Below are 19,718 nucleotides of genomic sequence, written 5' to 3' on the forward strand. Positions count from 1 at the left end.
CTCACCGCTCGGTTACATCAGGGGACGGCCCCGCTTATTTTAAATGAGGTTTAAAATGGCGTGGACCATTCTTATCATTGCTGGTTTATTTGAAATAATCTGGGCTCTGGGGCTTAAATACAGCGAAGGTTTCTCAAAGCCTGTACCTTCCGTAATCACTGTTGCAGCGATGATCGTAAGCTTTTATCTGCTCTCATATTCAATGAAAACTCTCCCCATCGGAACAGCCTATGCAGTCTGGACAGGCATAGGAGCCGTGGGCATATTCGTATGCGGGGTGATTTTCTTCCATGAACCCCTGACACTTATCAGAGGAGTGTCTGTGCTGTTGATCGCAGCGGGGATAGCCGGACTGAAACTAGGGGGCTAGAAGTCCGTTTCCTGCTCATTTTCTGTTTTTCTTTTGCGGAGAACCTTGTTGTATGTGGAGATAATATCCCTGCGGGTGATGATCCCCACAAGGCGGTGTTCGTTCTCCGCAGCTACCACCGGCAGAAGCTCAATATTTTTAAAGCCTATCATCTCAATGGCGTCTGCGAGGTTGTTGTCCGGTTTGATTACCGGAATATCTGTTTCGCAGACCTCTTCCGCAACTACAATGCTTTCCAGACCTTCCTCAAAAACGAACTCCCTTATTTCCTCGAATAAAAGAATACCCACAAGGTCGCCGTTTTCCTTAACCACCGGGAAGTTATTGTGTTTTGTGGCTGCTATAAAGTGGACGATGTCGTTGAACTTCATGTCTTCTCTTATCACTATGGGGTCGGGACGCATTATGTCCTTAACATGTATATCCTGAAGCACCTGAAGAAAGAACTCGCCTTTGTGGATGGGTGAGTCACTGCGGAATTCAACCTGATTACGGTACATTGTGGTTTTGCGGAGCAGGAGAAACGTAAGCGTGCTTACCCACATTGAAGGCACAAGCAGGTGATAGTTTCCTGTCATTTCGCTGACCATGATTATTGTGGAGAGGGGTGCGCTTGCTATTCCTGCGAAGAAGCCGGCCATACCGACTACCACATATGCCCCCGGTTCGGGTGCAATGGAAGGGAGAAGCATGTTCAGGGCAAGCCCGATAAAACCGCCGACGGATGCACCTATCACCATGGACGGACCGAAAATCCCTGCACTTCCGCCGCTTCCTATGCTGAAAGATGTGGTAAGGATTTTAGCGAATATAAGAATAAACAGAAGCAGGATGCTTAAGTGAACATTCATGGCAAGCTCTATATTTGCATACCCGCCGCCTATGGCTTCCGGCAGCCAGAAACCGATTATACCTGTCAGCATACCGCCGATGGCAGGTTTAAAGTAAGGAGAGATCTTCATTGCCTTGAATGCTGCTGTTATGCGGTAGAATGTGTTTACATAAAGCCAGCCGAAGAGAGCGCAGGCAAAGCCGAGGATTGTGTATCCCGCCAGTTCCACAGGACTGTCAAACCTGAACGCAGGCGTTGCAAACAGAGGATCCCAGCCAAAGAAGGAGCAGAAGATTGAATAAGCTATGATCGATGTGATTGTAGACGGCAGAAGAACTTCAAACTCCATGTCCGAACTGCTGTAGAGGACTTCCGCCGCAAAGATAGCTCCTGCCAGAGGGGAACGGAATATCGCCCCGACTCCTGCGCCCATTCCTGCTGCGGTGAGAATTCTTTTTTCCCTGTCAGTAAGGTTAAGGATTCGTCCCAGAAATGAACCGAAGCCGGCGCCTATCTGCGCTATGGGACCTTCACGCCCGCCGGAGCCGCCTGTGCCTATGGTGATTGAGCTTGCTATTGTCTTGATAACAGGGACATTCCACTTAATGTAGCCGTTTTTATGGTGAATCGCCTTGATGGCGGCGTCAGTTCCGTGCCCTTCTGCTTCGGGGGCGAACCTGTAAACAAGAAAACCGCTTATAAGACCGCCCAGAGCGGGCAGAAAAAGGACTATCCATCTGTTGAAATGAGTGGCGGCATGCCCGAAGAAAGCAGGCTCCCCTGCTGTTTCCTCAACCCTCATTCCGCCGAGATAGTCAAGGAAGATGTATGAACAGCCCTGAAGCATCAGGAAAAAGATTATAGCGCCGACGCCTGCAACTATGCCTACAAGCGAGCCGAGTATGAACCATCTGCCTATTACGGGCAGATTAAATTCCTTTAGTCTGAATTTAAACACTACCTGTCCTTATCACACGGAGCGGAAGACGAAAAACCCCTTTTTGTCCGTATATGCTGAAATTCTGCCGTAGGTTTTTTCAACCTCAAGCTCTTTCTGTATATCGTCAGGAAGATCCTTAAACGCATTTTCTATCCGTTCAAGAGTCTCTGCCTCTCCGCCGAGTCTGCCTGCCCATTCGGGGAAGTCATGCTTTTTGAAAAGGCATGTATAGTCTATCAGCCTGAAATCGTTTCCTGCAAACTTCAGTATCTCGTCCAGCCTGTAGCTCCGCACATGGGTGCTGTCTCTGATATATTCGATTACGTTAAGGTAAGAATCCTCCACATCGACAATGTTGTCAATGAGTATCATCCACCCGAGGGGGCGGAGAACCCTTTTTGCTTCACGGAAAAAAAGATCAGGACTTTTGAAATGGTGCATGGCTATGCGGCATGTAACAATGTCAAATGTATTGTCGGCAAAGGGCATTGCCTCTGCAACAGCGCAGACGGGAGTATTGAGGGTGAATTTTTCTTTTGCGGTTTTCAGCATAGGTATGCTGGGGTCAAGGGTGCATCGCCTCTTAGCGGGAACAGCCGCTGCACAGTGCCCTGCACCTGTTGCCACATCAAGCAGGCATTCAAACTCCTTGTTCTTGAAGTTTTTTCTTATCAGGTCAAGGTCGTCGCCCTTGATATGATCGGAGCTTATGTAATAATTGAAAGCCGCTTCGCTGAATCCCATTTACAGTCCTCTGTCTGCGAAAAATTCTCTTATCAGCCTGTCCAGCTCTTCAAATTCGAGTAGGAAGGCGTCATGTCCGTAGTTTGATTGTATGTTGTACCAGAATGCTTTCTTGCCCTGATGTTTCATTATATCATAGATTTCCTCTGTAAGATACGAGGGGAAAAGGAAATCTGATGAAACAGATATGAGAAGCGTATCTGCTTTTATAAGTTCAACAGCGTCAGCCAGTGAGCCACGCCCATAGGAGAGGTCAAAAATATCCATTGCCTTCAAGACATAAAGGTATGTGTTGGCATCGAACACCTCTGTAAATTTGTATCCGTTGTAACGGAGATAATTTTCAACCTCGAAAAAGCCGTTAAAATCGTAAAAACCTTCAAAAGCCGAATATCTGCGCCCGAATTTATCGTGGAACGCAGGATCGGAAAGATATGTTATATGCCCCGCCATACGGGCAATGGCGAGCCCGTCCACGGGGAATTCGCCTTCGTAGTAGTCTCCCTTGTTCCATCTGGGGTCTTTGGTGATGGAGAAGCGGGCAATGCTGTTAAAGGCGATTGCCATCGGGGTGATGGCGTGGGTGGTGGCAATGGGTATAAGTGTTTTCATCATATCGGGATATGTCACACCCCATTCCAATACCTGCATACCACCCATAGAACCACCTGCTACTGCAAGGAGCTTTTCTATGCCCAGATGGTCAATGAGCCTTTTCTGGAGTTTGACCATGTCTTTCACTGATGCAACGGGGAAGCGGATGCCGTATCTCTTGCCCGTGGAAGGGTCAACAGATGACGGACCGGTTGTCCCGAAACAGCTTCCGAGAAAGTTGGAACATATTACAAAGTATTTATTTGTATCAAAGGTTTTGCCCGGACCTATCATGGAGTCCCACCATCCGGGCTTCTGCTCATCCGCTCTGTGGAAGCCTGCCGCATGGGCGCTTCCGGTCAGTGCGTGACAGACAAGAACAGCATTGGACTTATCTTCATTCAGTTTTCCGTATGTCTCGTAGCAGCAGGTGACAGATGATATCACCCTGCCGCTTTCAAAGGAGAAGTCATCCCTGAATGTGACATACTGCGGTTTTATGATTCCTGCGGAATTTTCCATAAATTCTATGCCTTTTTAGCCTTCTCAAACGCCTGTTCAATATCGGCTATGATATCATCAATGTGTTCTATACCCACAGAGAGGCGGATGAGCCCGTCTGTTATGCCTGCTTTAGCCTTCTGTTCTGCGTTAAGCTGTCTGTGAGTGGTGCTTGCAGGGTGGGTCACAAGTGTTCTGGTGTCACCGAGGTTGGTGAGGTGAGTCGCCAGTTCCACACCTTCTATGAAGGCTCTGCCCGCTTTCTGCCCGCCTTTAATGCCGAAACTCAGCATAGCTCCTGTTCCTTTAGGCATGTACTTTTTAGCTCTTTCGCAGTTGGGGTTGCCCTCAAGTTCGGGAAAGTTCACCCAGTCCACCATATCACTCTTCTGGAGATAGGCTGCAAGCTTGCGGGCATTTTCCACATGTCTCTCCATGCGTACATGAAGTGTCTCCAGCCCCTGAATAAGGAGGAAAGCATTCATGGGGCTCATACAGCCGCCTATGTCACGCATTGTCTGAACACGCATTTTAACAGCGAGGGCGGCGTTTCCGAAACGTTCAGCATATACAACTCCGTGATAGCTGGGATCAGGCTCTGTGAAAGAGGGGAAGCGTCCGCTCTTTGCCCAGTCAAATGTGCCGAGGTCAACAGCTATGCCTCCCATTGAGTTTCCGTGTCCTCCCAGAAACTTAGTTACGGAGTGTATAACCACATCTGCTCCGAATTCCTTCGGACGAAAGAGAAAAGGTGTGGGGTAAGTGTTGTCTATCACAAGAGGAAGACCGTTGGCGTGGGCTATTTCGGCTATTTTTTCAAAATCGGCGATGTCGTTTCCGGGATTAGCCACAGTTTCGAGATAGATCGCCTTTGTCTTGTCATTTATCAGTGCCTTAATCTCTTCCGGATTATTCTGGTCAAAGGGGCGGAAGAGTATGCCAAGCTTTTTAAATGTATGAAAAAACAGGTTGTTTGTTCCGCCGTAGAGCCTGTTGGTGGTGATAATTTCATCCCCTGCTTCGGCTATTGTGGAGAAAACCATGAATTCTGCAAACTGACCGGAGGCTGTTGCCACTGCTCCTGTTCCGCCTTCGAGCATAGCGATGCGGTTTTCCAGAACCTCAACAGTGGGGTTGTTCAGACGGGTGTAGATGTAGCCGGCCTCTTCCAGATCGAAGAGCTTAACGGCGTGGTCAGCGTCACGGAACTTGTAGGCTGTTGTCTGGTATATTGGTACAGCCCTTGCGCCTGTGACCGGATCAGGTGTGTGTCCTCCGTGTACTGCTATTGTTTCCAAACGGTGCTTGTTCATGGTTTCCTCCTGATACAAAAAAAGCCTCTTTTCCAGAGGGAAAGAGGCTTTAGAGTCTTTTCTAAGCGGTTCTTATCTCCCCCATTGTCATATAGGGCAGGACTTAGCACCTTTCCTCAAAGGGCGGTTGCTGTGGTTTCAACGGGCCTGTCCCTCCACCACTCTTGATAAGTATAAAGTCTGCAATATTACATCTGTTTTTATCTTTAAGTCAATGGAATGTTTTGCGCTGTTGACTGTCTGTTCCCTGATAGGGTAAAAATACTCATAGAGAAAGCGGAGGAATGATTTTGAACGGAATGATAAAAACAGTTGTGGTGATTGCCGCTGTTGTTCTTGCAGTTTATGCAGGAGCAGGGGCTTTCAGGCATTTTAGCAAATCAATGAAAACGGATAAAAGCATAGCAGACATTGTGCTTGCGCAGAACTGGCAGAAAAAAGAGATAGAAGGAACAGGGATCACAATACTTGCTCCTGATATGATGAAGGATGTTTCACATGCGGCGGATATTGCAGACAATGTCACAGCCCAAAGCGTTCATCAGTTTTCTCTGGATACTTTCGGGCTCACGGTGCTGTCTGTTGAAACTTCTGATGGGCTGAACGGAGAGGCTTTTACTAATGATTTAGTGAACAAGATAAAAAACTCCGGCGCCGCCGACAGTTTTCAGTATGAGATAAAACCATTGCAGAAGAGTGGTATTTCCGGCTGGCTCCTTCAGGGGGCAGCAAATGCCAGAGGGCAGAAGATAGTCGTTGAAGCATTGAGCTTTTCAAACGGCAGAACACTTAAGCACATAGCGATCAGTTATGACGGCAATGAGGAAAAGCTGGGGGAACTGGCTTCCAGGATACTTGATTCAGTGGAGATAGAGTAAAAAAGAACCGGATGCTGTAAAAAGCATCCGGCTGTATATGAGTATTACTTGAGGCAGGGAAACCTGCCTTTTTATTCTTCGGGTCTGACTGTAAACACCGGGCATGGAGCCTTACGGACAACCTTTTCAGCGGTTGAACCGAAGAGAACATGGTCAAGCCCTGTTCTGCCGTGGGTTCCGATAACTATCATGTCCGCCCCGGTTTCCTTGGCATACTTGTTGATTTCGATAAAGGGAGTGCCTTTTATCAGTTTTGTTGTGTAGTTTATACCCTGAAGCACCGTCTGGTTTTTGATGAATTCATCAAGCTGTTTTGACGAGCCTGTTTCAATGTCAGTGGAGAGAGACTGCATAGTCACCTGCGGCAGATAAAAGGAAACCACCTGTGTTTCATCAAACATAACATGGAGTATTTCAAGTTCTGCACCGAACTGCTTCGCAAGCTCTGCGGCATATTCGAGCGCAACCTTAGAGGGTTCCGAAAAATCTGTGGGGTAAAGGATTTTTTTGATCTTTATCATCGCTGTCCTCCTTATACATAATAAATTATTAATATAAATCTATTATATACCCCGGTGGACAGTTAGGAAAGACTAAATCATGCAGGAATTACTCTTTTGATAACATCCATCAGCTCACTGAAGGCAAACGGCTTGTATATAACGTCCAGAGCGCCGAGCTGGTAAGCTGAGAGCATGTTCTCCATATTTTCATTTCCGGTTATCACAAGAACAGGCACGCTGCTTCCGTTGTTTCTTAGTTTATGAAGGAACTGGAGTCCGTCCGTGGCGGGCATCATTAGGTCAGTCACCACAAGGTCAAACTCTGTTTCGTGAAGTTTATCCAGTGCAAAACGCCCGTTTTCAACAGTGTCTACATCATAATTCTGCTCAGAAAGCAGTGATGCGAGACCTTCTCTCTCGTATTTGTTGTCTTCAACAATCAAAATTTTCTTTTTCATAACCTGTCCCCGAAAAGTGACTGAAAATTGTTTTCCAGAAGCTCCGCCGTTTCCTCCAGTGTCATACCCGTCTCTGCGGCTATTGTTTCTGCCGTGTAGACTGTGTATGCCGGTTCGTTTGTTCTGCCTCTGTATGGAGAAGGCGCAAGGTACGGCGCATCTGTTTCGATGAGCAGCCTTTCCTTCGGTACAAATGCAAGGGATCGGCGCAGCTCATCCGACTTGGGAAAGGTTACAACTCCTGCGTAGGAGATGTAAAATCCGTTATCAATGGCAAAGCGCATCAGGTCGGTATCACCGCTGAAGCAGTGGATAATACCGTTTTTCTCCCTTGCGGGCAGTTCCGCCTTCATTATTTCAATCAGGCGGGCGGTGGAATCTCTGTTGTGTATAATTACGGGTGTTCCCGTTTCGTTTGCAAGTCCGAGAAATGAGGCAAAGCACTTTTCCTGAGTTTCTCTGGGGGAGTGGTCATAGAAAAAATCCAGACCGATTTCACCCAGTGCTAATACCTTGGGAGCCTTGAGAAGTTCCCGCAGGCTTTCCATACCGTTTTCAGGAAAGCCGGCTGTATCATGGGGATGCACACCGACAGATGCGTAAACATTATCGTATCTGCCGGCAAAGCCGACAGCATTTCTGCTGTCTTCAATGTCTATGCCTATGGTTACTATCCGCTTTATCTTGTGCTGTGCGGCTCTTTCCATAACTGCATCCGCCTCTTCAACCAGGGGCGACATGTGCAGATGAGCATGTGAATCGGTGAAAAAGCCTTCAAAGGCGGTCAGTTTATCCAGAAAAGCCGTGTGTTCCGGCGAGTTTTTTTTTGCAATCATTATATAATCTGTTCCTGTTGTTTTTGTTAAGATGCAGTCAGGACTCAGTGAAATCAAGCCCTGAAAGACAGATTATTTTATTTATAAGTTTGTGTCAATATTGTTGATAAGCAGTATCATGTTGATACAGCAAACTGCACATCCTGTCAGTTTGCTGACACGCTCGCGGGCAGGTAAACTGCCCTTCGCTTCGCACGGCGTTATTCCATCTGTTGCAGGCGGATAAACCGCCTGACGTGACATACTATTTTATGGGTGTTCCTGCCTCAATTCCATCGGGGAGTATCATAACGTGATGACGCTCTCCGTCAAAAGCGGCGAGAACCATACCCTCAGACGTGATTCCCATGAGCTTGGCAGGCTTAAGGTTTGCAACCACCGCAACTGTTTTTCCTTTGAGCTCTTCAGGGGCATAGCTCTTTGCGATGCCTGCCACAATTATTCTTTCGCTGTTTTCTCCCAGAGACACTTTAAGCCTGAGAAGCTTTTCGCTCTTCTCAACCTTTTCAGCATCAAGGATTTTTCCTGCTTTCAGTGCAACTTTCTGAAAATCGGCAAATTCTATGGCAACGGATATTGCTTCCGGCTTTGCCTCTTCTTTCTTGGGCTCAGGAGTGCGGGTTTTCTGTATGTTTTCAAGCATTTCCTTTTCGTCTATTCTGGGGAAAAGCTGTTCTGGCTTATCAAGCAGTGCGCCCGCTTTCATTCCGCCTGTTTTCTTAAGCTCTTCGATTGGCGCAGGAGTGATTTCCGGTTCAAGACCAAGCTGAACACGCATGCTTTTTGCCGTTTCGGGCATAAAGGGTGAGATCAAAGTGGCGATAAGCCGTGCGCCGTCAAGAATTTTATAGAGAACAGAACCGAGCCTGTCTTTATTCGCTTCGTCTTTTGCAAGAGCCCAGGGAGCAGTATCATCAATATATTTGTTAAATGCGCTCACCAGCTCCCAAAGGCTGATAAGTGCTTTGTTGAATGCCAGTGTGTCGAGGTGCTTTTCAACCTCTGCAAAAACAGAGTCAATTTTTGCATCCATAGCATCATCCAGCGGATCGCCTGTTTTGTATTCAGGCAGAACACCGCCGAAATATCGGGTAAGCATCCCCAGAGTACGGTTAAGCAGGTTGCCCAGATCGTTTGCGAGGTCTCCGTTAATGCGGTGAATAAGCGCCTTGAAGGAGAAGTCTCCGTCCAGCCCGAAGGGTACTTCACGGAGCAGGAAATATCTTATGGCATCCACTCCGAAGGTATCGGCGAGCCAGTAAGGGTCGATTGCGTTGCCGAGGGATTTGGACATCTTCTGCCCTTCCACTGTCCACCAGCCGTGGGCAAACACGCTCTTAGGCAGGGGAAGCCCTGCACTCATAAGCATTGTAGGCCAGTAAACCGTGTGGAAACGGAGAATATCTTTCCCTACCACATGGTATGTGGCGGGCCAGAATTTTTTATAGTTTTCCGCATCGTCCTTGTAGCCGAGGGCGGTAATGTAGTTTGTAAGTGCATCAATCCATACGTAGATAACGTGTTCCGAATCATCAGGCACAGGTATTCCCCATTTGAAGGATACACGGCTCACGGAGAGATCCTTAAGACCTTCTCTGATGAACGAGATTATTTCGTTGCGTCTTGATTCGGGCTTTATGAAATCAGGGTTATCCTGAATATGTTTAAGAAGAGCGTCTCCGTATTTGCTCATACGGAAGAAGTAGCTAGGTTCTTTCAGTTTTTCTGTTGCTCTCCCGCAGGATGGGCAGCAGTTTCCGTCCAGAAGCTGAGTCTCTGTCCAGTAGGTTTCGCAAGGAGTGCAGTACCAGCCTTCGTAATGACCTAAGTATATGTCACCGTTTTCCTGCATTTTTTTAAAGAGCTTCTGCACGGAGTCTTTATGTATCTGGTCTGTGGTGCGGATGAAGCTGTCGTTTGATATATTGAGTTTTTCCCAGAGTCCGGCAAATCTCTGAACCACTCCGTCAGCGAGTTCCTTGGGGGTGATCCCTTTTTTTTCTGCTGCCTGTTCAATCTTCTGACCATGCTCATCTGTTCCGGTAAGGAAGAAAACCTCATTTCCTGTAAGGCGTTTAAAGCGGGAAACAGCATCACACGCAACCGTCGTATATGCGTGACCTATGTGGGGCACGTCATTAACGTAGTAAATCGGTGTTGTGATATAAAACGGCTGTTTTGTCATATGTTTCCTCCTTCGTCTTCCGCCTTGCCCTGTGCGAACTCAATCTTTGCCGTGTTGCCGTTTTCATCTATGATTCCGGCGTATGATTCCTTTTCATAGAGCAGGCAGCACATAAGCCTTCCGCAAACCCCTGATATTTTGGTGGGGTTGAGTATAAGGTTCTGGTCCTTTGCCATTTTTATGGAAATATTGTCGAATTTTCTAAGGAATGTGGAGCAGCAGAATTCTTTTCCGCAGAGTCCGAAACCGCCGAGCATTTTGGTTGCATCCCTGACGCCGACCTGACGCATCTCGATACGGGTGCGGAACACACGGGCAAGATCACGTACAAGGGCACGGAAATCCACCCTGCCGTCTGATGTGAAGAAGAAGGTGAGCTTGCTTCTGTCCAGCGTGTATTCGGCCTTAAGGAGCTTCATATCAAGCTCATGTTTTACCACCAGCTCCTTGCATTCGGCAAATGCTGCGGGTTCTTCCTCAATGTTTTTGGCACGTCTGACATAGTCTTCGTCTGTTGCCTTGCGGATAACCTTTTTCATGTCATCCATGTTTTTGATAACCATGGGGCGTGGAGAAAGGATTACAGCTGCAATATCTTCGCCTTTTTCCGTCTCAACAACAACGTGTTCCCCGTGTTTCGCCTCTATCCCGCAGGATAAAAAGTCATATATTTTTCCGGCGGGCTTAAACGCCACTCCGGTAACTTCAATCTCTTTCAATTAGAACCTCTGTTATTTTCGTGAACAGGTCAAACCTGAAAATATCAAGATTAACATTATAGTTAAGCCTCTGCAAAATATCCAGTAAATAGTTTGAAAACTCAAGCAGAACAGGTTTTCCCGTCTCTCTGTATTTTTCGAGAATGAATCCGTAAAGCACGGAGCAGAAGATTCTTATATCGTCTTTTTCTTTCAGACTTTCCAGACGTTTATAAAGCTTTTCGCCGCTTAGTTCTTCAAACAGCATCCACTTTTCGGAGGCGTTGTTGTCCAGAAAATAAAGTGTCTGCGCCACGGAACCTGCGGCAAGTTTAACTGCCGCTTCATAATTTGAGACATCCGGACGGAGCTTTTGTATGATTGAAACTACCTCATCATCGCTTAATCTGGAAAATTCTATATGCACGCATCTTGAGCGTATGGTGGGGAGCAGACGGTCGTATTTATCGGTAATGAGAAAAAACACCGTGTTTTCGCCGGGTTCCTCAAGGGTTTTAAGAAAAGCATTTGAGGCTTCGGTGCGCATGTTGTGTGCGTTGTCTATTATGAAAACCTTATGGTTTGCAGAGTGAGGGCTCATGTAGGCTGTTTCGCCTATTTTGCGCACTTTTTCTATGGGTATGGAATCATCTTCAAACATGTGGAGATCAGGGTGGTTGAGGGCATCAACCTGAGCGGAGTGGCGTGAGGCTGATTCCTCAAAAAGAGCACAGCCGCAGAAAAGTGATCTGGCTATCTCACGGGCAAGGAGCTTTTTGCCGCAGCTCTCCTTGCCGGAGAAAATGTATGCGTGTACAAGTTTTTTTGAATCCAGGGCTTTTGAGAATATTTCCCTTTCCCTTTTATGACCGGTGTATCTCATCTTATATTATTCAGCACACGGGCAAACACTTCATCCGCTGTGCCCAGACCGTCAACTATGCGGACATAGCCGTTGCGCTCTGCGAAGGTGAGAAAGCCGTTGCGCACATTGCGGAAAAACTCATAGGAAAGCTGCTCGAACTTCCCTTCGGATTCCTCTTTGCCGTCTTCTATCAGCCTTGCCTTTGCCCTTGTTATGCAGGTGATGGGCTCGCTGTCTAGTATAAGAGCTATATCGGGCACTGTTTTCAGCGCAATATGTTCAAGGGACGAGTAAACACCTTCCGGTATTCCACGTCCGAAAACCTGATAAGCATAGGTTGAGGCGGTGAAGCGGTCGCTTATCACCACCATCCCTTCCTCAAGTGCGGGTATGACTTTCTTTGTGAGATGCTCAAGCCTGTCCACGAAGAAAAGCATCATCTCCGATTCCGGCTCAAGGTCATACTTGCTGGAAAGAAGCCTCGCCCTGAGCTCGGCTCCTATTTCCGTTCCGCCCGGTTCACGGGTGAGAAGCACCTTGCGCCCCTGTGAGCCGAAATATTCGGCAAGCTTAAGGCACTGTGTGCTCTTTCCGCAGCCGTCTATTCCGTCAAGGGCTATGTAGAGTCCGTTATTTCGCTGCGCAGTCAGCCGTATCCCCCTGAAGTTTTTTTATGGCGTGGGGAAGTGCTTTTATCACTACCTCAAGGTTCTCAAGAGCACCCTTAGGACTTCCCGGCACGTTTAATATTATACTGTCTTTTCTTGTTCCGCAAACGGCTCTTGATAAAAGTGCGTGGGGGGTCTTTTTAAAGCTTTCCATGCGCATTGCTTCCTCGAAGCCGGGGAGGCGTTTTTCTATCATTTCAAGGGTGGTGTCAGGTGCTATGTCTCTGGGTGAGAGCCCTGTGGAGCCGTTGGTTATCACAAGGTCAAAACCCTGAATATCTATAAGGTATTTTATGATGTTCTTAAGCTGGTCAACCTCATCAGGAATGAGTTCAAGCCTTGTGAATGAGGGGTTGAGTTCTTTTTTAACCATTTCTATGAGAGCGGGTCCGGTTTCATCCACACGTTCGCCCTTGCTGCCTTTATCGCTCAAGGTCACAACAGCAACAGTTATGCTTTCCTTGGGGAGTTTTTCCACAGTGTCGCCGAGTTTGACTTCGCCGTTGCCTTTAACAACGCCGAAAATTCCCTCACGGGGCATAACGCAGTCACCTGCGGCGTGGTAGATGGCGCATCTGTTGTGGCAGAGCTTGCCGAGCTGGGAGATCACAAACTCAACATCAGCTATCTTAAGTCTCTCGCCGACTTTCATGGACACGAGGTCAACACCGATAGTTGTGATGTTTTCCGCAAAGTCGCCGCCTTTTACATTCAGCCCCTTTGCCACCATCTTATCAATGCTTTCCTGAGCGAGGAAGCTAACCTGTCTGTGCCATTTGCCTGCGTGGGCATCGTTGCTGATTCCGAAATCATTTACAATCTCAACAGACTGAACCGGTGTCTTCTGTACACCCTTTTTCTCGCTGATATTTATTGAATGAATTTTGCCTGACATTTTATATTCCTCCGGATGTCAAAATAAATCTTCCTGAATGCTGAATTTATGTAGTCTGAGGGAAAACAAAAGTAAAAACTTTTATTTTTTTAAATTTAAATGCAAAATAAAGAATTAAGTTCCTAATGTCAATCAACCTTGAAGGAGTGATTAAATGAGAGTGTTTGAAAACAACCCCGCCTCCATCGGGAATACGCCTCTTGTGAGGCTTAATAAAATATGCGCCGGATCAGATAACATCTTCCTCGCAAAGATAGAAGGGCGCAACCCCGCTTACTCTGTTAAGTGCAGGATAGGTGCCGCACTGCTGTGGGATGCTCTGGCGGCGGGAGTGCTTAAAGAAGGCATGACTGTAATCGAGCCCACCAGCGGAAACACAGGCATAGGGCTTGCCTACGCAGGGGCTTCTATGGGTATAAAGGTTGCTCTTATCATGCCTGACAACATGAGTGTTGAACGCAGGATGCTTATGAACGCCTTCGGTGCGGAATGTATCCTCACTGACGGAAATCTTGGAATGAAGGGCGCAGTGGACAAGGCTGTTGAGCTTGCCAAAAATGAGCCGGACAAATATTACCTGCCCCAGCAGTTTGAAAACCCCTCTAACCCCGCCATACACAGAAAAACAACAGGCGTTGAAATCTGGGACGATACAGACGGCAAGGTGGACATGGTGGTCTCCGGCATCGGCACGGGCGGAACAATCACAGGGATTGCCCAGTATCTCAAGCTTGATAAGAAAAAAGATGTTCTCGCTGTCGGTGTTGAGCCTTCGGGCAGTCCGGTAATTACACAGTTTCTCGCAGGGAAGCCCATAGTCCCCGGACCCCACAAAATTCAGGGTATAGGTGCGGGATTCATCCCGAAAACCCTTGATGTGAAACTGCTCGACAAGGTTGTGACTGTCACTGATGAAGAGTCTTACGAGTGGACAAAGAAACTGGCAACGGAGGAAGGCATCCTCGCAGGAATATCATCCGGTGCTGCGGTATGCGCCGCTGATGCCGCCGCCAAGGAATTGGAGCTCAAAGGAAAAACAATCGTAATCATTCTCCCTGATTCAGGGGAGAGATATTTATCCGCTAATATTTTTTAAGAGGCTGTATGCGTGCTGTTTTTGTTCTTTTCCTCATTTTTTGCTCATTAACTGCCACAGCGGCAGAGAAAGATGTTTTCGGGCAGTTTTATTCGCAGGCATCTGCCGTTATAGGTGAGGAGCTGAGCGCATTTTTCGGAAGCAATCCCGTTGACTGCGGCTCAAAAGCTTCTGTGAAGGGTTTTCTTGCCCTCTCAAAAGTTATTTACGGGTATGAGGAAGGACGTATATACACAGGGGCATTAAAGGAAAATTTTTTGAAATGCCCTGAGGTGTTCATGGCGGAGCTGGCATCATCACAGGATGATGTTCAGGGGTGCGTGTTTTTCCGCCTGACAGATACCGAAGCGGATGAAGGTGAGTTTGATGAGAGCCTTGCTGCCTTCCTTAAGGAAGAGGCTTATGCGCCCCTTGCCGATGTTTACGATGCCTCGCCCCTTTGTGCTTTTGATGAAAAGGTCACAGGGAAGTTTGACTTCTCCTTCCTTTTTGATAACTTTGCCCGCCTTTCCCCCTCTGAAACAGAGACGGCATACAGTAAATACTACCCCGAAGTGTTCCTCTGCAAAAACAGGGCGCAGGTGAAAAGCTTTCTCCGTCTCTCACGCCTTCCGCTGGAGGAGGACGCTCTGGACAGATACTACTCCGCCCTTGCCCTGACTCTGATCCGCAGTCCTGAATGTTTTCTGACGGAGCTTGCCGCATCGCCCGATGCCGTGCGGAGCTGTGCTGTTTCCTATCTGAAATCCACACCCTTTAATAATCAGGCGGAAATAGGGCTTACGCTCGGTATGTTTGAATCAAACCCGAAATTCAGCGGAATACTTAACCTGTATTTCAACCTTGAAGCTGAATGCGAAGTTTTTGAAGGGAAATAGACCGGTTCAAACATCGCTAAACAAAATTCAGCAAAACCAAACTTTATCCTTTACATTTGTTCATCAGGATCATATCCTGTTGTTTGTCGGCACAGGGTGTGTCCGGCATAAATCACAGCATACCAACTTGTTAAAAGGAGCATATACATGGGCAGAAATCTGTTTCAGAAAGTATGGGAAAAACACCTCGTTCGTGAGCTTCCCAGCGGTCAGTCCCAGCTTTTCATCGGGCTGCACCTTATCCATGAAGTAACCAGTCCGCAGGCATTTGCGATGCTCAGAGAGCTTGGGCTTAAAGTCGCTTACCCTGACAGGACATACGCAACCTGCGACCACATTATCCCCACTGACGGGCGTGAGCGTCCCTTTGCCGATCCTATGGCAGAGGAGATGATGCAGGCTATAGAAAGAAATACCAAAGAATTCGGCATACAGTTTTTTAATCCTGAATCCGGCGCACAGGGTGTTGTGCATATAGTCGGACCGGAGCAGGGGCTCACTCAGCCGGGCATGACAGTTGCCTGTGGTGACTCACACACCGCTACTCACGGTGCTTTCGGAGCAATAGCCTTCGGTATAGGCACAAGTCAGGTGCGTGATGTCCTTGCTACTCAGACAATGACTATCTCTCCCTTCAAGGTGAGAAAAGTTGAGATAAAAGGAAAGCTTGGAGAAATGGTTACATCCAAAGACGTAATCCTCTATGTTATCCGCAAGCTCGGTGTAAACGGCGGTCTTGGCTATGCTTATGAATTCTGCGGCGAAGCAGTGGAAAACATGAGCATGGAAGCCAGAATGACCCTCTGTAACATGGCTATTGAAGGCGGAGCAAGGGTGGGCTACATCAATCCCGATGAGGTGACTTTCGAGTACCTTAAGGGCAGACCCTACGCCCCCAAAGGCGAAGAGTTTGAAAAACGCAAAGAATACTGGAAGAGCATAGCCTCTGATCCTGATGCCGAGTACGATGATGTTGTTGTTTTTGAAGCATCAGAGATTGAGCCTATGGTGACATGGGGAATCAACCCTGAACAGGGCATAGGCATTTCCGAATCTATTCCCGCACCTAAGAATGACACTATGAAGGAAGCACTTGAATATATGAAGTTCGGTGCCGGCGATAAGATGGAAGGCAAAAAGATAGATGTCTGCTTTATCGGAAGCTGCACAAACGGACGCATCGAAGATTTCCGCATGGCGGCTAAATACCTCAAGGGACGCAAAGTGGCTTCCCATGTGAGAGCGCTTGCCGTACCCGGTTCTTACGAAGTCAAGGCTCTGGCGGAGAAGGAAGGGCTGGATGCTATCTTCACTGAAGCAGGTTTTGAATGGCGTGAGCCCGGCTGCTCAATGTGCCTTGCCATGAACCCCGACAGGCTCAAGGGCGACCAGATAAGCGCATCCACGTCAAACAGAAACTTCAAAGGACGTCAGGGCTCCTCCACAGGCAGGACACTGCTTGTAAGTCCTGTTATGGCAGTTGCTGCGGCTGTTGAAGGCTGCATAACCGACTGCAGAAAAATCTTCGGGGGTGTTAAATGAAACTTGAAGCGATAAAACAGGTTAAAGGAACTGCTGTTCCCGTTGCCGGAGATGATATAGACACGGACAGGATTATACCCGCCAGATACCTTAAATGTGTGACATTTGACGGTCTCGGGCTTGCGCTTTTCTTTGATGAGCGTTTCGGCGAAGGCGGCAAACCCCTCGGACACCCTGTGGATGCTCCTGAGTACAAGGGTGCGAGATTTATAATAAGCGGTAATAACTTCGGCTGCGGTTCATCCCGTGAGCATGCTCCGCAGGCTATCATCCGTGCCGGATATGACGTAATTATCGCAGGAAGCTTTGCAGAGATTTTCTTCGGCAACTCCACAACACTCGGCATTGTCTGCGTTACGCTGCCCGATGCTGAAAGAGCGGAGCTTATGGCACTGGTGAAAAAAGACCCTAAGTCAGAATTTATGCTTGATGTTGAGGCAAGAACCCTCACGGCGGGCGGCAAAACTTACAGTGTCGGAATAAAGGACGGGGCGAGAAAGGCTTTCCTTGACTGCACATATGACTCGCTGGCGCAGCTTCTCTCCGGAAAAGATCAGGTTAAGGAACTTGAGGCGAAGCTTGCTTACAGGTTTTAGCCCTGCTCTGCATCAGCGGACTCCTGATAAGTCCGGTGTGCGGTTAATCCGATAAGAGGCAATAACTTAAAAAATTAAACAAACCCTTTCTTTGTTTTAAACGGAGAAAGGGTTTCTTTTTTGCTCCATGCTCTTCTCCTTTAGGCAAAAAAACAGGATTATTTGCTTGAAAAGCGGTATTTGAAGTTATATAAAGGTTGGATTGTCTGAAAAATGATAAATTGCGTATAAAAATAAATCGGCAGATAAAAGGGTGAAGAATGTCTTATTACCTTCTTGAGATAGGCAGCGAGGAAATTCCCGCAGGGTTCATCGGCAAGTCCTGTGACTTTCTTAAAAATGAATTTGAAAAACAGCTTAAGGAACATAACATATCCTACGGCTCTGTCACAACTGACGGAACACCGAGAAGAATGTATGTTTATGTTACCGAAATGGCTGAAAAGCAGGCGGATTCCGAGGAATTTATAATGGGTCCTCCCGCTTCCATAGCCTATGACACAGAAGGCGGACTCACCAAAGCCGGACAGGGGTTTGCATCCTCGAAAGGCATCAAGTCTGAAGACCTTAAGCGCACAAAGACAGAAAAAGGCGAATACATCTCAGGAGTCAAGCGCTCCATAGGTATAGAAACCTCTGAAGTGCTTAAAGACCTCGTACCCCGCATTATCAAGTCGATTCCTTTTCAGAAATCAATGCGCTGGGGAAGTAACGACTTCCGTTTTGCCCGCCCCATACACTGGTTTGTGTCTCTTTTCGGAGGAGAGCTTCTTCCATTTGAAATAGACGGCATCAGCGCAGACCGATACACCTACGGACACAGAATAATGTGCCCCTCACGCTTTGAGGTAAAAGATTTTGCCGGCTACATAAAAGCCCTTGCTGATGCCCGTGTCACTGTTAACACGGAAAGCCGCAGGGAGCAGATTGCGACGCAGATAAAAGCCCTTGAGGAGAAACACGGCTTTTGTGTGGATGTTGACCCTGACCTCCTCGATACGGTGAGCAACCTTGTGGAAGCTCCTGTGGCTGTTCTCGGCAGCTTTTCAGAGGACTTTCTCAAGCTCCCCCCCGAAGTGCTTATCACTTCCATGAAAAATCACCAGAAATACTTCTATGTAAACGATAAAAACGGCAAGCTTCTCAACTATTTCATAGGCATCTCAAACACAGAGCCCGCAAGCACAGAGCTTATCCGCAAAGGGTACGAAAGGGTTCTCCGTGCAAGGCTCACAGATGCTAAATTCTTCTATGAGAACGATATAAAAGTTCCTCTTTCACAGAGAACTGAAGAGCTGAAAAAAGTTGTATATCAGGAAAAGCTCGGAACATCATATGCCAAGATGGAACGCTTCAGGGCTGTTGCGGCTTATCTTGCTGATACCCTTGACAAGAGTGTTAAAGACACTACAGACAGAGCAGCGTATCTCTGCAAGGCGGATCTGCTCAGTGAAATGATTTATGAATTTCCCGAACTTCAGGGTATAATGGGAAGAGAATACGCCGCACTCCAGAAAGAGAACTCCGGTGTTGTTCAGGCAATTTTTGAACATTATCTTCCCCGCTTCGCAGGGGATCAGCTTCCCGAAACCGCCGAAGGCTCTTTTGTCTCCATGGCGGACAAGCTTGACACTGTTTGCGGATGCTTTTCCATCGGGCTTATACCCAGCGGAAGCAACGACCCCTATGCACTGCGCCGCAGCACAATAGGCATTTTACAGATTATCAGAACCAAAGGATACAGACTTAACCTTGACAGGCTCATTGAAAAAAGCCTGTCTGTCCTTGCGGATGCGGTTAAGTTCGATGCTGAAAAAACAGCCGTCTCTGTTAAGGAATTTATCCTCCAGAGGCTCAAGCAGCTTCTCGCCGCTGAAGGTGTGGATGGAGAATGCTTTGACGCGGTCAGCGGGCTTTCAGCGGATGTGATCACGATTGAAAAAGCTGCCCGTGCCCTCGCCAAGTACAGAAGCAGTGCGGAATTCGCAGTGATCTCACAGGGTTACAAACGTATTAACAATATCTTAAAGAAACAGGAATGGAACTCGGACGCCGTTAACCCCGCCCTTTTTGAGAAAGATGAAGAAAAAGCTCTTGCAGACCTGCTTGCAGAGAAAAAGCAGGCAACCTCGGAGCTTATTAATAAGGAAGATTTTGAGGCTGCTCTCAGCGGGCTCATGGCTTTCAGCAAACCTGTTGACGCATTTTTTGAAGCTGTCATGGTAATGGCGGATGATGAAAAAGTGAAAAACAACAGACTCAGCCTCCTCACCGGTCTTAGAAATATATTCGGACTGGCTGGAGACCTTTCAAAATTAGCTTAAAC

General features: G+C 47.5%; 19 protein-coding genes and 1 riboswitch. Of the genes, 7 read left to right on the forward strand and 12 right to left on the reverse strand.

Annotation, left to right across the window (positions count from 1 at the left end; translation table 11 throughout):
- Positions 1 to 55: 55 nt before the first annotated feature.
- A complete protein-coding gene (gene sugE / locus ACYRYY_RS09070) occupies positions 56 to 370 on the forward strand; it encodes a quaternary ammonium compound efflux SMR transporter SugE (RefSeq protein ID WP_460215282.1) in 315 nt (104 codons plus the stop codon).
- On the opposite strand, the gene ACYRYY_RS09075 is transcribed toward sugE, so the two are convergent.
- From ACYRYY_RS09075 to ACYRYY_RS09090, 4 genes are read right to left on the reverse strand one after another with little or no spacing between them, the layout of a single operon-like run.
- Complete coding sequence (locus ACYRYY_RS09075) at positions 367 to 2,160, reverse strand: chloride channel protein (protein WP_460215283.1); 1,794 nt, start codon at positions 2,158 to 2,160, stop codon at positions 367 to 369. The two genes, sugE and ACYRYY_RS09075, sit on opposite strands and share 4 nt — an antisense overlap.
- A gap of 12 nt (positions 2,161 to 2,172) precedes the next feature.
- Entirely contained in the window at positions 2,173 to 2,886 is a 714-nt protein-coding gene (locus tag ACYRYY_RS09080) for a class I SAM-dependent methyltransferase (protein ID WP_460215284.1), read from the reverse strand.
- Complete coding sequence (metX, locus tag ACYRYY_RS09085) at positions 2,887 to 4,002, reverse strand: homoserine O-acetyltransferase MetX (protein ID WP_460215285.1); 1,116 nt, start codon at positions 4,000 to 4,002, stop codon at positions 2,887 to 2,889.
- Between the two features lie 5 nt (positions 4,003 to 4,007).
- Positions 4,008 to 5,294 carry an O-acetylhomoserine aminocarboxypropyltransferase/cysteine synthase family protein gene (locus ACYRYY_RS09090; RefSeq protein ID WP_460215286.1) on the reverse strand — a complete coding sequence of 429 codons (1,287 nt, stop codon included), beginning with the start codon at positions 5,292 to 5,294 and terminating at the stop codon, positions 4,008 to 4,010.
- Between the two features lie 69 nt (positions 5,295 to 5,363).
- A riboswitch (SAM riboswitch) is annotated at positions 5,364 to 5,468 on the reverse strand.
- Positions 5,469 to 5,584: 116 nt separating this feature from the next.
- Here ACYRYY_RS09090 and ACYRYY_RS09095 point away from each other — a divergent pair.
- Positions 5,585 to 6,172: a hypothetical protein gene (locus tag ACYRYY_RS09095; RefSeq protein ID WP_460215287.1), complete on the forward strand. Its 588-nt coding sequence runs from the start codon at positions 5,585 to 5,587 to the stop codon at positions 6,170 to 6,172.
- A 71-nt stretch (positions 6,173 to 6,243) separates the two neighbouring features.
- Here the strand turns inward: ACYRYY_RS09095 and ACYRYY_RS09100 are convergent, their stop codons facing one another.
- From ACYRYY_RS09100 to ACYRYY_RS09135, 8 genes are all read right to left on the reverse strand, one after another.
- A complete protein-coding gene (locus tag ACYRYY_RS09100; protein WP_460215288.1) occupies positions 6,244 to 6,693 on the reverse strand; it encodes a universal stress protein in 450 nt (149 codons plus the stop codon).
- Between the two features lie 77 nt (positions 6,694 to 6,770).
- The gene (locus ACYRYY_RS09105) at positions 6,771 to 7,133 is read right to left on the reverse strand and encodes a response regulator transcription factor (protein WP_460215289.1); all 363 of its coding nucleotides are present in this window, start codon (positions 7,131 to 7,133) and stop codon (positions 6,771 to 6,773) included.
- Positions 7,130 to 7,969: a TatD family hydrolase gene (locus ACYRYY_RS09110; protein WP_460215290.1), complete on the reverse strand. Its 840-nt coding sequence runs from the start codon at positions 7,967 to 7,969 to the stop codon at positions 7,130 to 7,132. The genes ACYRYY_RS09105 and ACYRYY_RS09110 overlap by 4 nt, the downstream gene beginning before the upstream one ends.
- 244 nt (positions 7,970 to 8,213) lie before the next feature.
- Positions 8,214 to 10,154, reverse strand: a complete 1,941-nt coding sequence (gene metG, locus ACYRYY_RS09115; RefSeq protein ID WP_460215291.1) for a methionine--tRNA ligase — start codon at positions 10,152 to 10,154, stop codon at positions 8,214 to 8,216.
- A complete protein-coding gene (locus ACYRYY_RS09120; RefSeq protein WP_460215292.1) occupies positions 10,151 to 10,873 on the reverse strand; it encodes a PSP1 domain-containing protein in 723 nt (240 codons plus the stop codon). Before ACYRYY_RS09120 ends, metG begins: the two co-directional genes overlap by 4 nt.
- On the reverse strand, positions 10,860 to 11,735 hold the full coding sequence (locus ACYRYY_RS09125) for an AAA family ATPase (protein WP_460215293.1): 876 nt from the start codon (positions 11,733 to 11,735) through the stop codon (positions 10,860 to 10,862). Before ACYRYY_RS09125 ends, ACYRYY_RS09120 begins: the two co-directional genes overlap by 14 nt.
- Positions 11,732 to 12,373 carry a dTMP kinase gene (tmk, locus tag ACYRYY_RS09130; RefSeq protein ID WP_460216481.1) on the reverse strand — a complete coding sequence of 214 codons (642 nt, stop codon included), beginning with the start codon at positions 12,371 to 12,373 and terminating at the stop codon, positions 11,732 to 11,734. The genes ACYRYY_RS09125 and tmk overlap by 4 nt, the downstream gene beginning before the upstream one ends.
- On the reverse strand, positions 12,348 to 13,280 hold the full coding sequence (locus ACYRYY_RS09135) for a molybdenum cofactor synthesis domain-containing protein (protein WP_460215294.1): 933 nt from the start codon (positions 13,278 to 13,280) through the stop codon (positions 12,348 to 12,350). Before ACYRYY_RS09135 ends, tmk begins: the two co-directional genes overlap by 26 nt.
- Positions 13,281 to 13,434: 154 nt before the next feature.
- On the opposite strand from ACYRYY_RS09135, the gene cysK reads away from it, so the two are divergent.
- The 5 genes from cysK to glyS all read left to right on the forward strand — a co-directional run bounded on the left by cysK (position 13,435) and on the right by glyS (position 19,716).
- Entirely contained in the window at positions 13,435 to 14,376 is a 942-nt protein-coding gene (cysK, locus tag ACYRYY_RS09140; RefSeq protein WP_460215295.1) for a cysteine synthase A, read from the forward strand.
- Between the two features lie 8 nt (positions 14,377 to 14,384).
- The gene (locus ACYRYY_RS09145) at positions 14,385 to 15,254 is read left to right on the forward strand and encodes a hypothetical protein (RefSeq protein WP_460215296.1); all 870 of its coding nucleotides are present in this window, start codon (positions 14,385 to 14,387) and stop codon (positions 15,252 to 15,254) included.
- 147 nt (positions 15,255 to 15,401) lie between these two features.
- Positions 15,402 to 16,796 carry a 3-isopropylmalate dehydratase large subunit gene (gene leuC / locus ACYRYY_RS09150; RefSeq protein ID WP_460215297.1) on the forward strand — a complete coding sequence of 465 codons (1,395 nt, stop codon included), beginning with the start codon at positions 15,402 to 15,404 and terminating at the stop codon, positions 16,794 to 16,796.
- Positions 16,793 to 17,392, forward strand: a complete 600-nt coding sequence (gene leuD, locus ACYRYY_RS09155) for a 3-isopropylmalate dehydratase small subunit (RefSeq protein ID WP_460215298.1) — start codon at positions 16,793 to 16,795, stop codon at positions 17,390 to 17,392. Before leuC ends, leuD begins: the two co-directional genes overlap by 4 nt.
- Positions 17,393 to 17,652: 260 nt before the next feature.
- Positions 17,653 to 19,716 carry a glycine--tRNA ligase subunit beta gene (gene glyS, locus ACYRYY_RS09160; protein ID WP_460215299.1) on the forward strand — a complete coding sequence of 688 codons (2,064 nt, stop codon included), beginning with the start codon at positions 17,653 to 17,655 and terminating at the stop codon, positions 19,714 to 19,716.
- The last annotated feature ends 2 nt before the right edge of the window (positions 19,717 to 19,718 follow it).

It is taken from the genome of Geovibrio sp. ADMFC3, from assembly GCF_054687035.1.

Coding starts and splice junctions, on each gene's coding strand:
- sugE (WP_460215282.1), top strand. CDS start 56: ATGGCGTGGACCATTCTTATCATTGCTGGTTTATTTGAAATAATCTGG.
- ACYRYY_RS09080 (WP_460215284.1), bottom strand. CDS start 2,886: ATGGGATTCAGCGAAGCGGCTTTCAATTATTACATAAGCTCCGATCAT.
- metX (WP_460215285.1), bottom strand. CDS start 4,002: ATGGAAAATTCCGCAGGAATCATAAAACCGCAGTATGTCACATTCAGG.
- ACYRYY_RS09090 (WP_460215286.1), bottom strand. CDS start 5,294: ATGAACAAGCACCGTTTGGAAACAATAGCAGTACACGGAGGACACACA.
- ACYRYY_RS09100 (WP_460215288.1), bottom strand. CDS start 6,693: ATGATAAAGATCAAAAAAATCCTTTACCCCACAGATTTTTCGGAACCC.
- ACYRYY_RS09105 (WP_460215289.1), bottom strand. CDS start 7,133: ATGAAAAAGAAAATTTTGATTGTTGAAGACAACAAATACGAGAGAGAA.
- ACYRYY_RS09110 (WP_460215290.1), bottom strand. CDS start 7,969: ATGATTGCAAAAAAAAACTCGCCGGAACACACGGCTTTTCTGGATAAA.
- metG (WP_460215291.1), bottom strand. CDS start 10,154: ATGACAAAACAGCCGTTTTATATCACAACACCGATTTACTACGTTAAT.
- ACYRYY_RS09125 (WP_460215293.1), bottom strand. CDS start 11,735: ATGAGATACACCGGTCATAAAAGGGAAAGGGAAATATTCTCAAAAGCC.
- ACYRYY_RS09135 (WP_460215294.1), bottom strand. CDS start 13,280: ATGTCAGGCAAAATTCATTCAATAAATATCAGCGAGAAAAAGGGTGTA.
- cysK (WP_460215295.1), top strand. CDS start 13,435: ATGAGAGTGTTTGAAAACAACCCCGCCTCCATCGGGAATACGCCTCTT.
- ACYRYY_RS09145 (WP_460215296.1), top strand. CDS start 14,385: ATGCGTGCTGTTTTTGTTCTTTTCCTCATTTTTTGCTCATTAACTGCC.
- leuC (WP_460215297.1), top strand. CDS start 15,402: ATGGGCAGAAATCTGTTTCAGAAAGTATGGGAAAAACACCTCGTTCGT.
- leuD (WP_460215298.1), top strand. CDS start 16,793: ATGAAACTTGAAGCGATAAAACAGGTTAAAGGAACTGCTGTTCCCGTT.
- glyS (WP_460215299.1), top strand. CDS start 17,653: ATGTCTTATTACCTTCTTGAGATAGGCAGCGAGGAAATTCCCGCAGGG.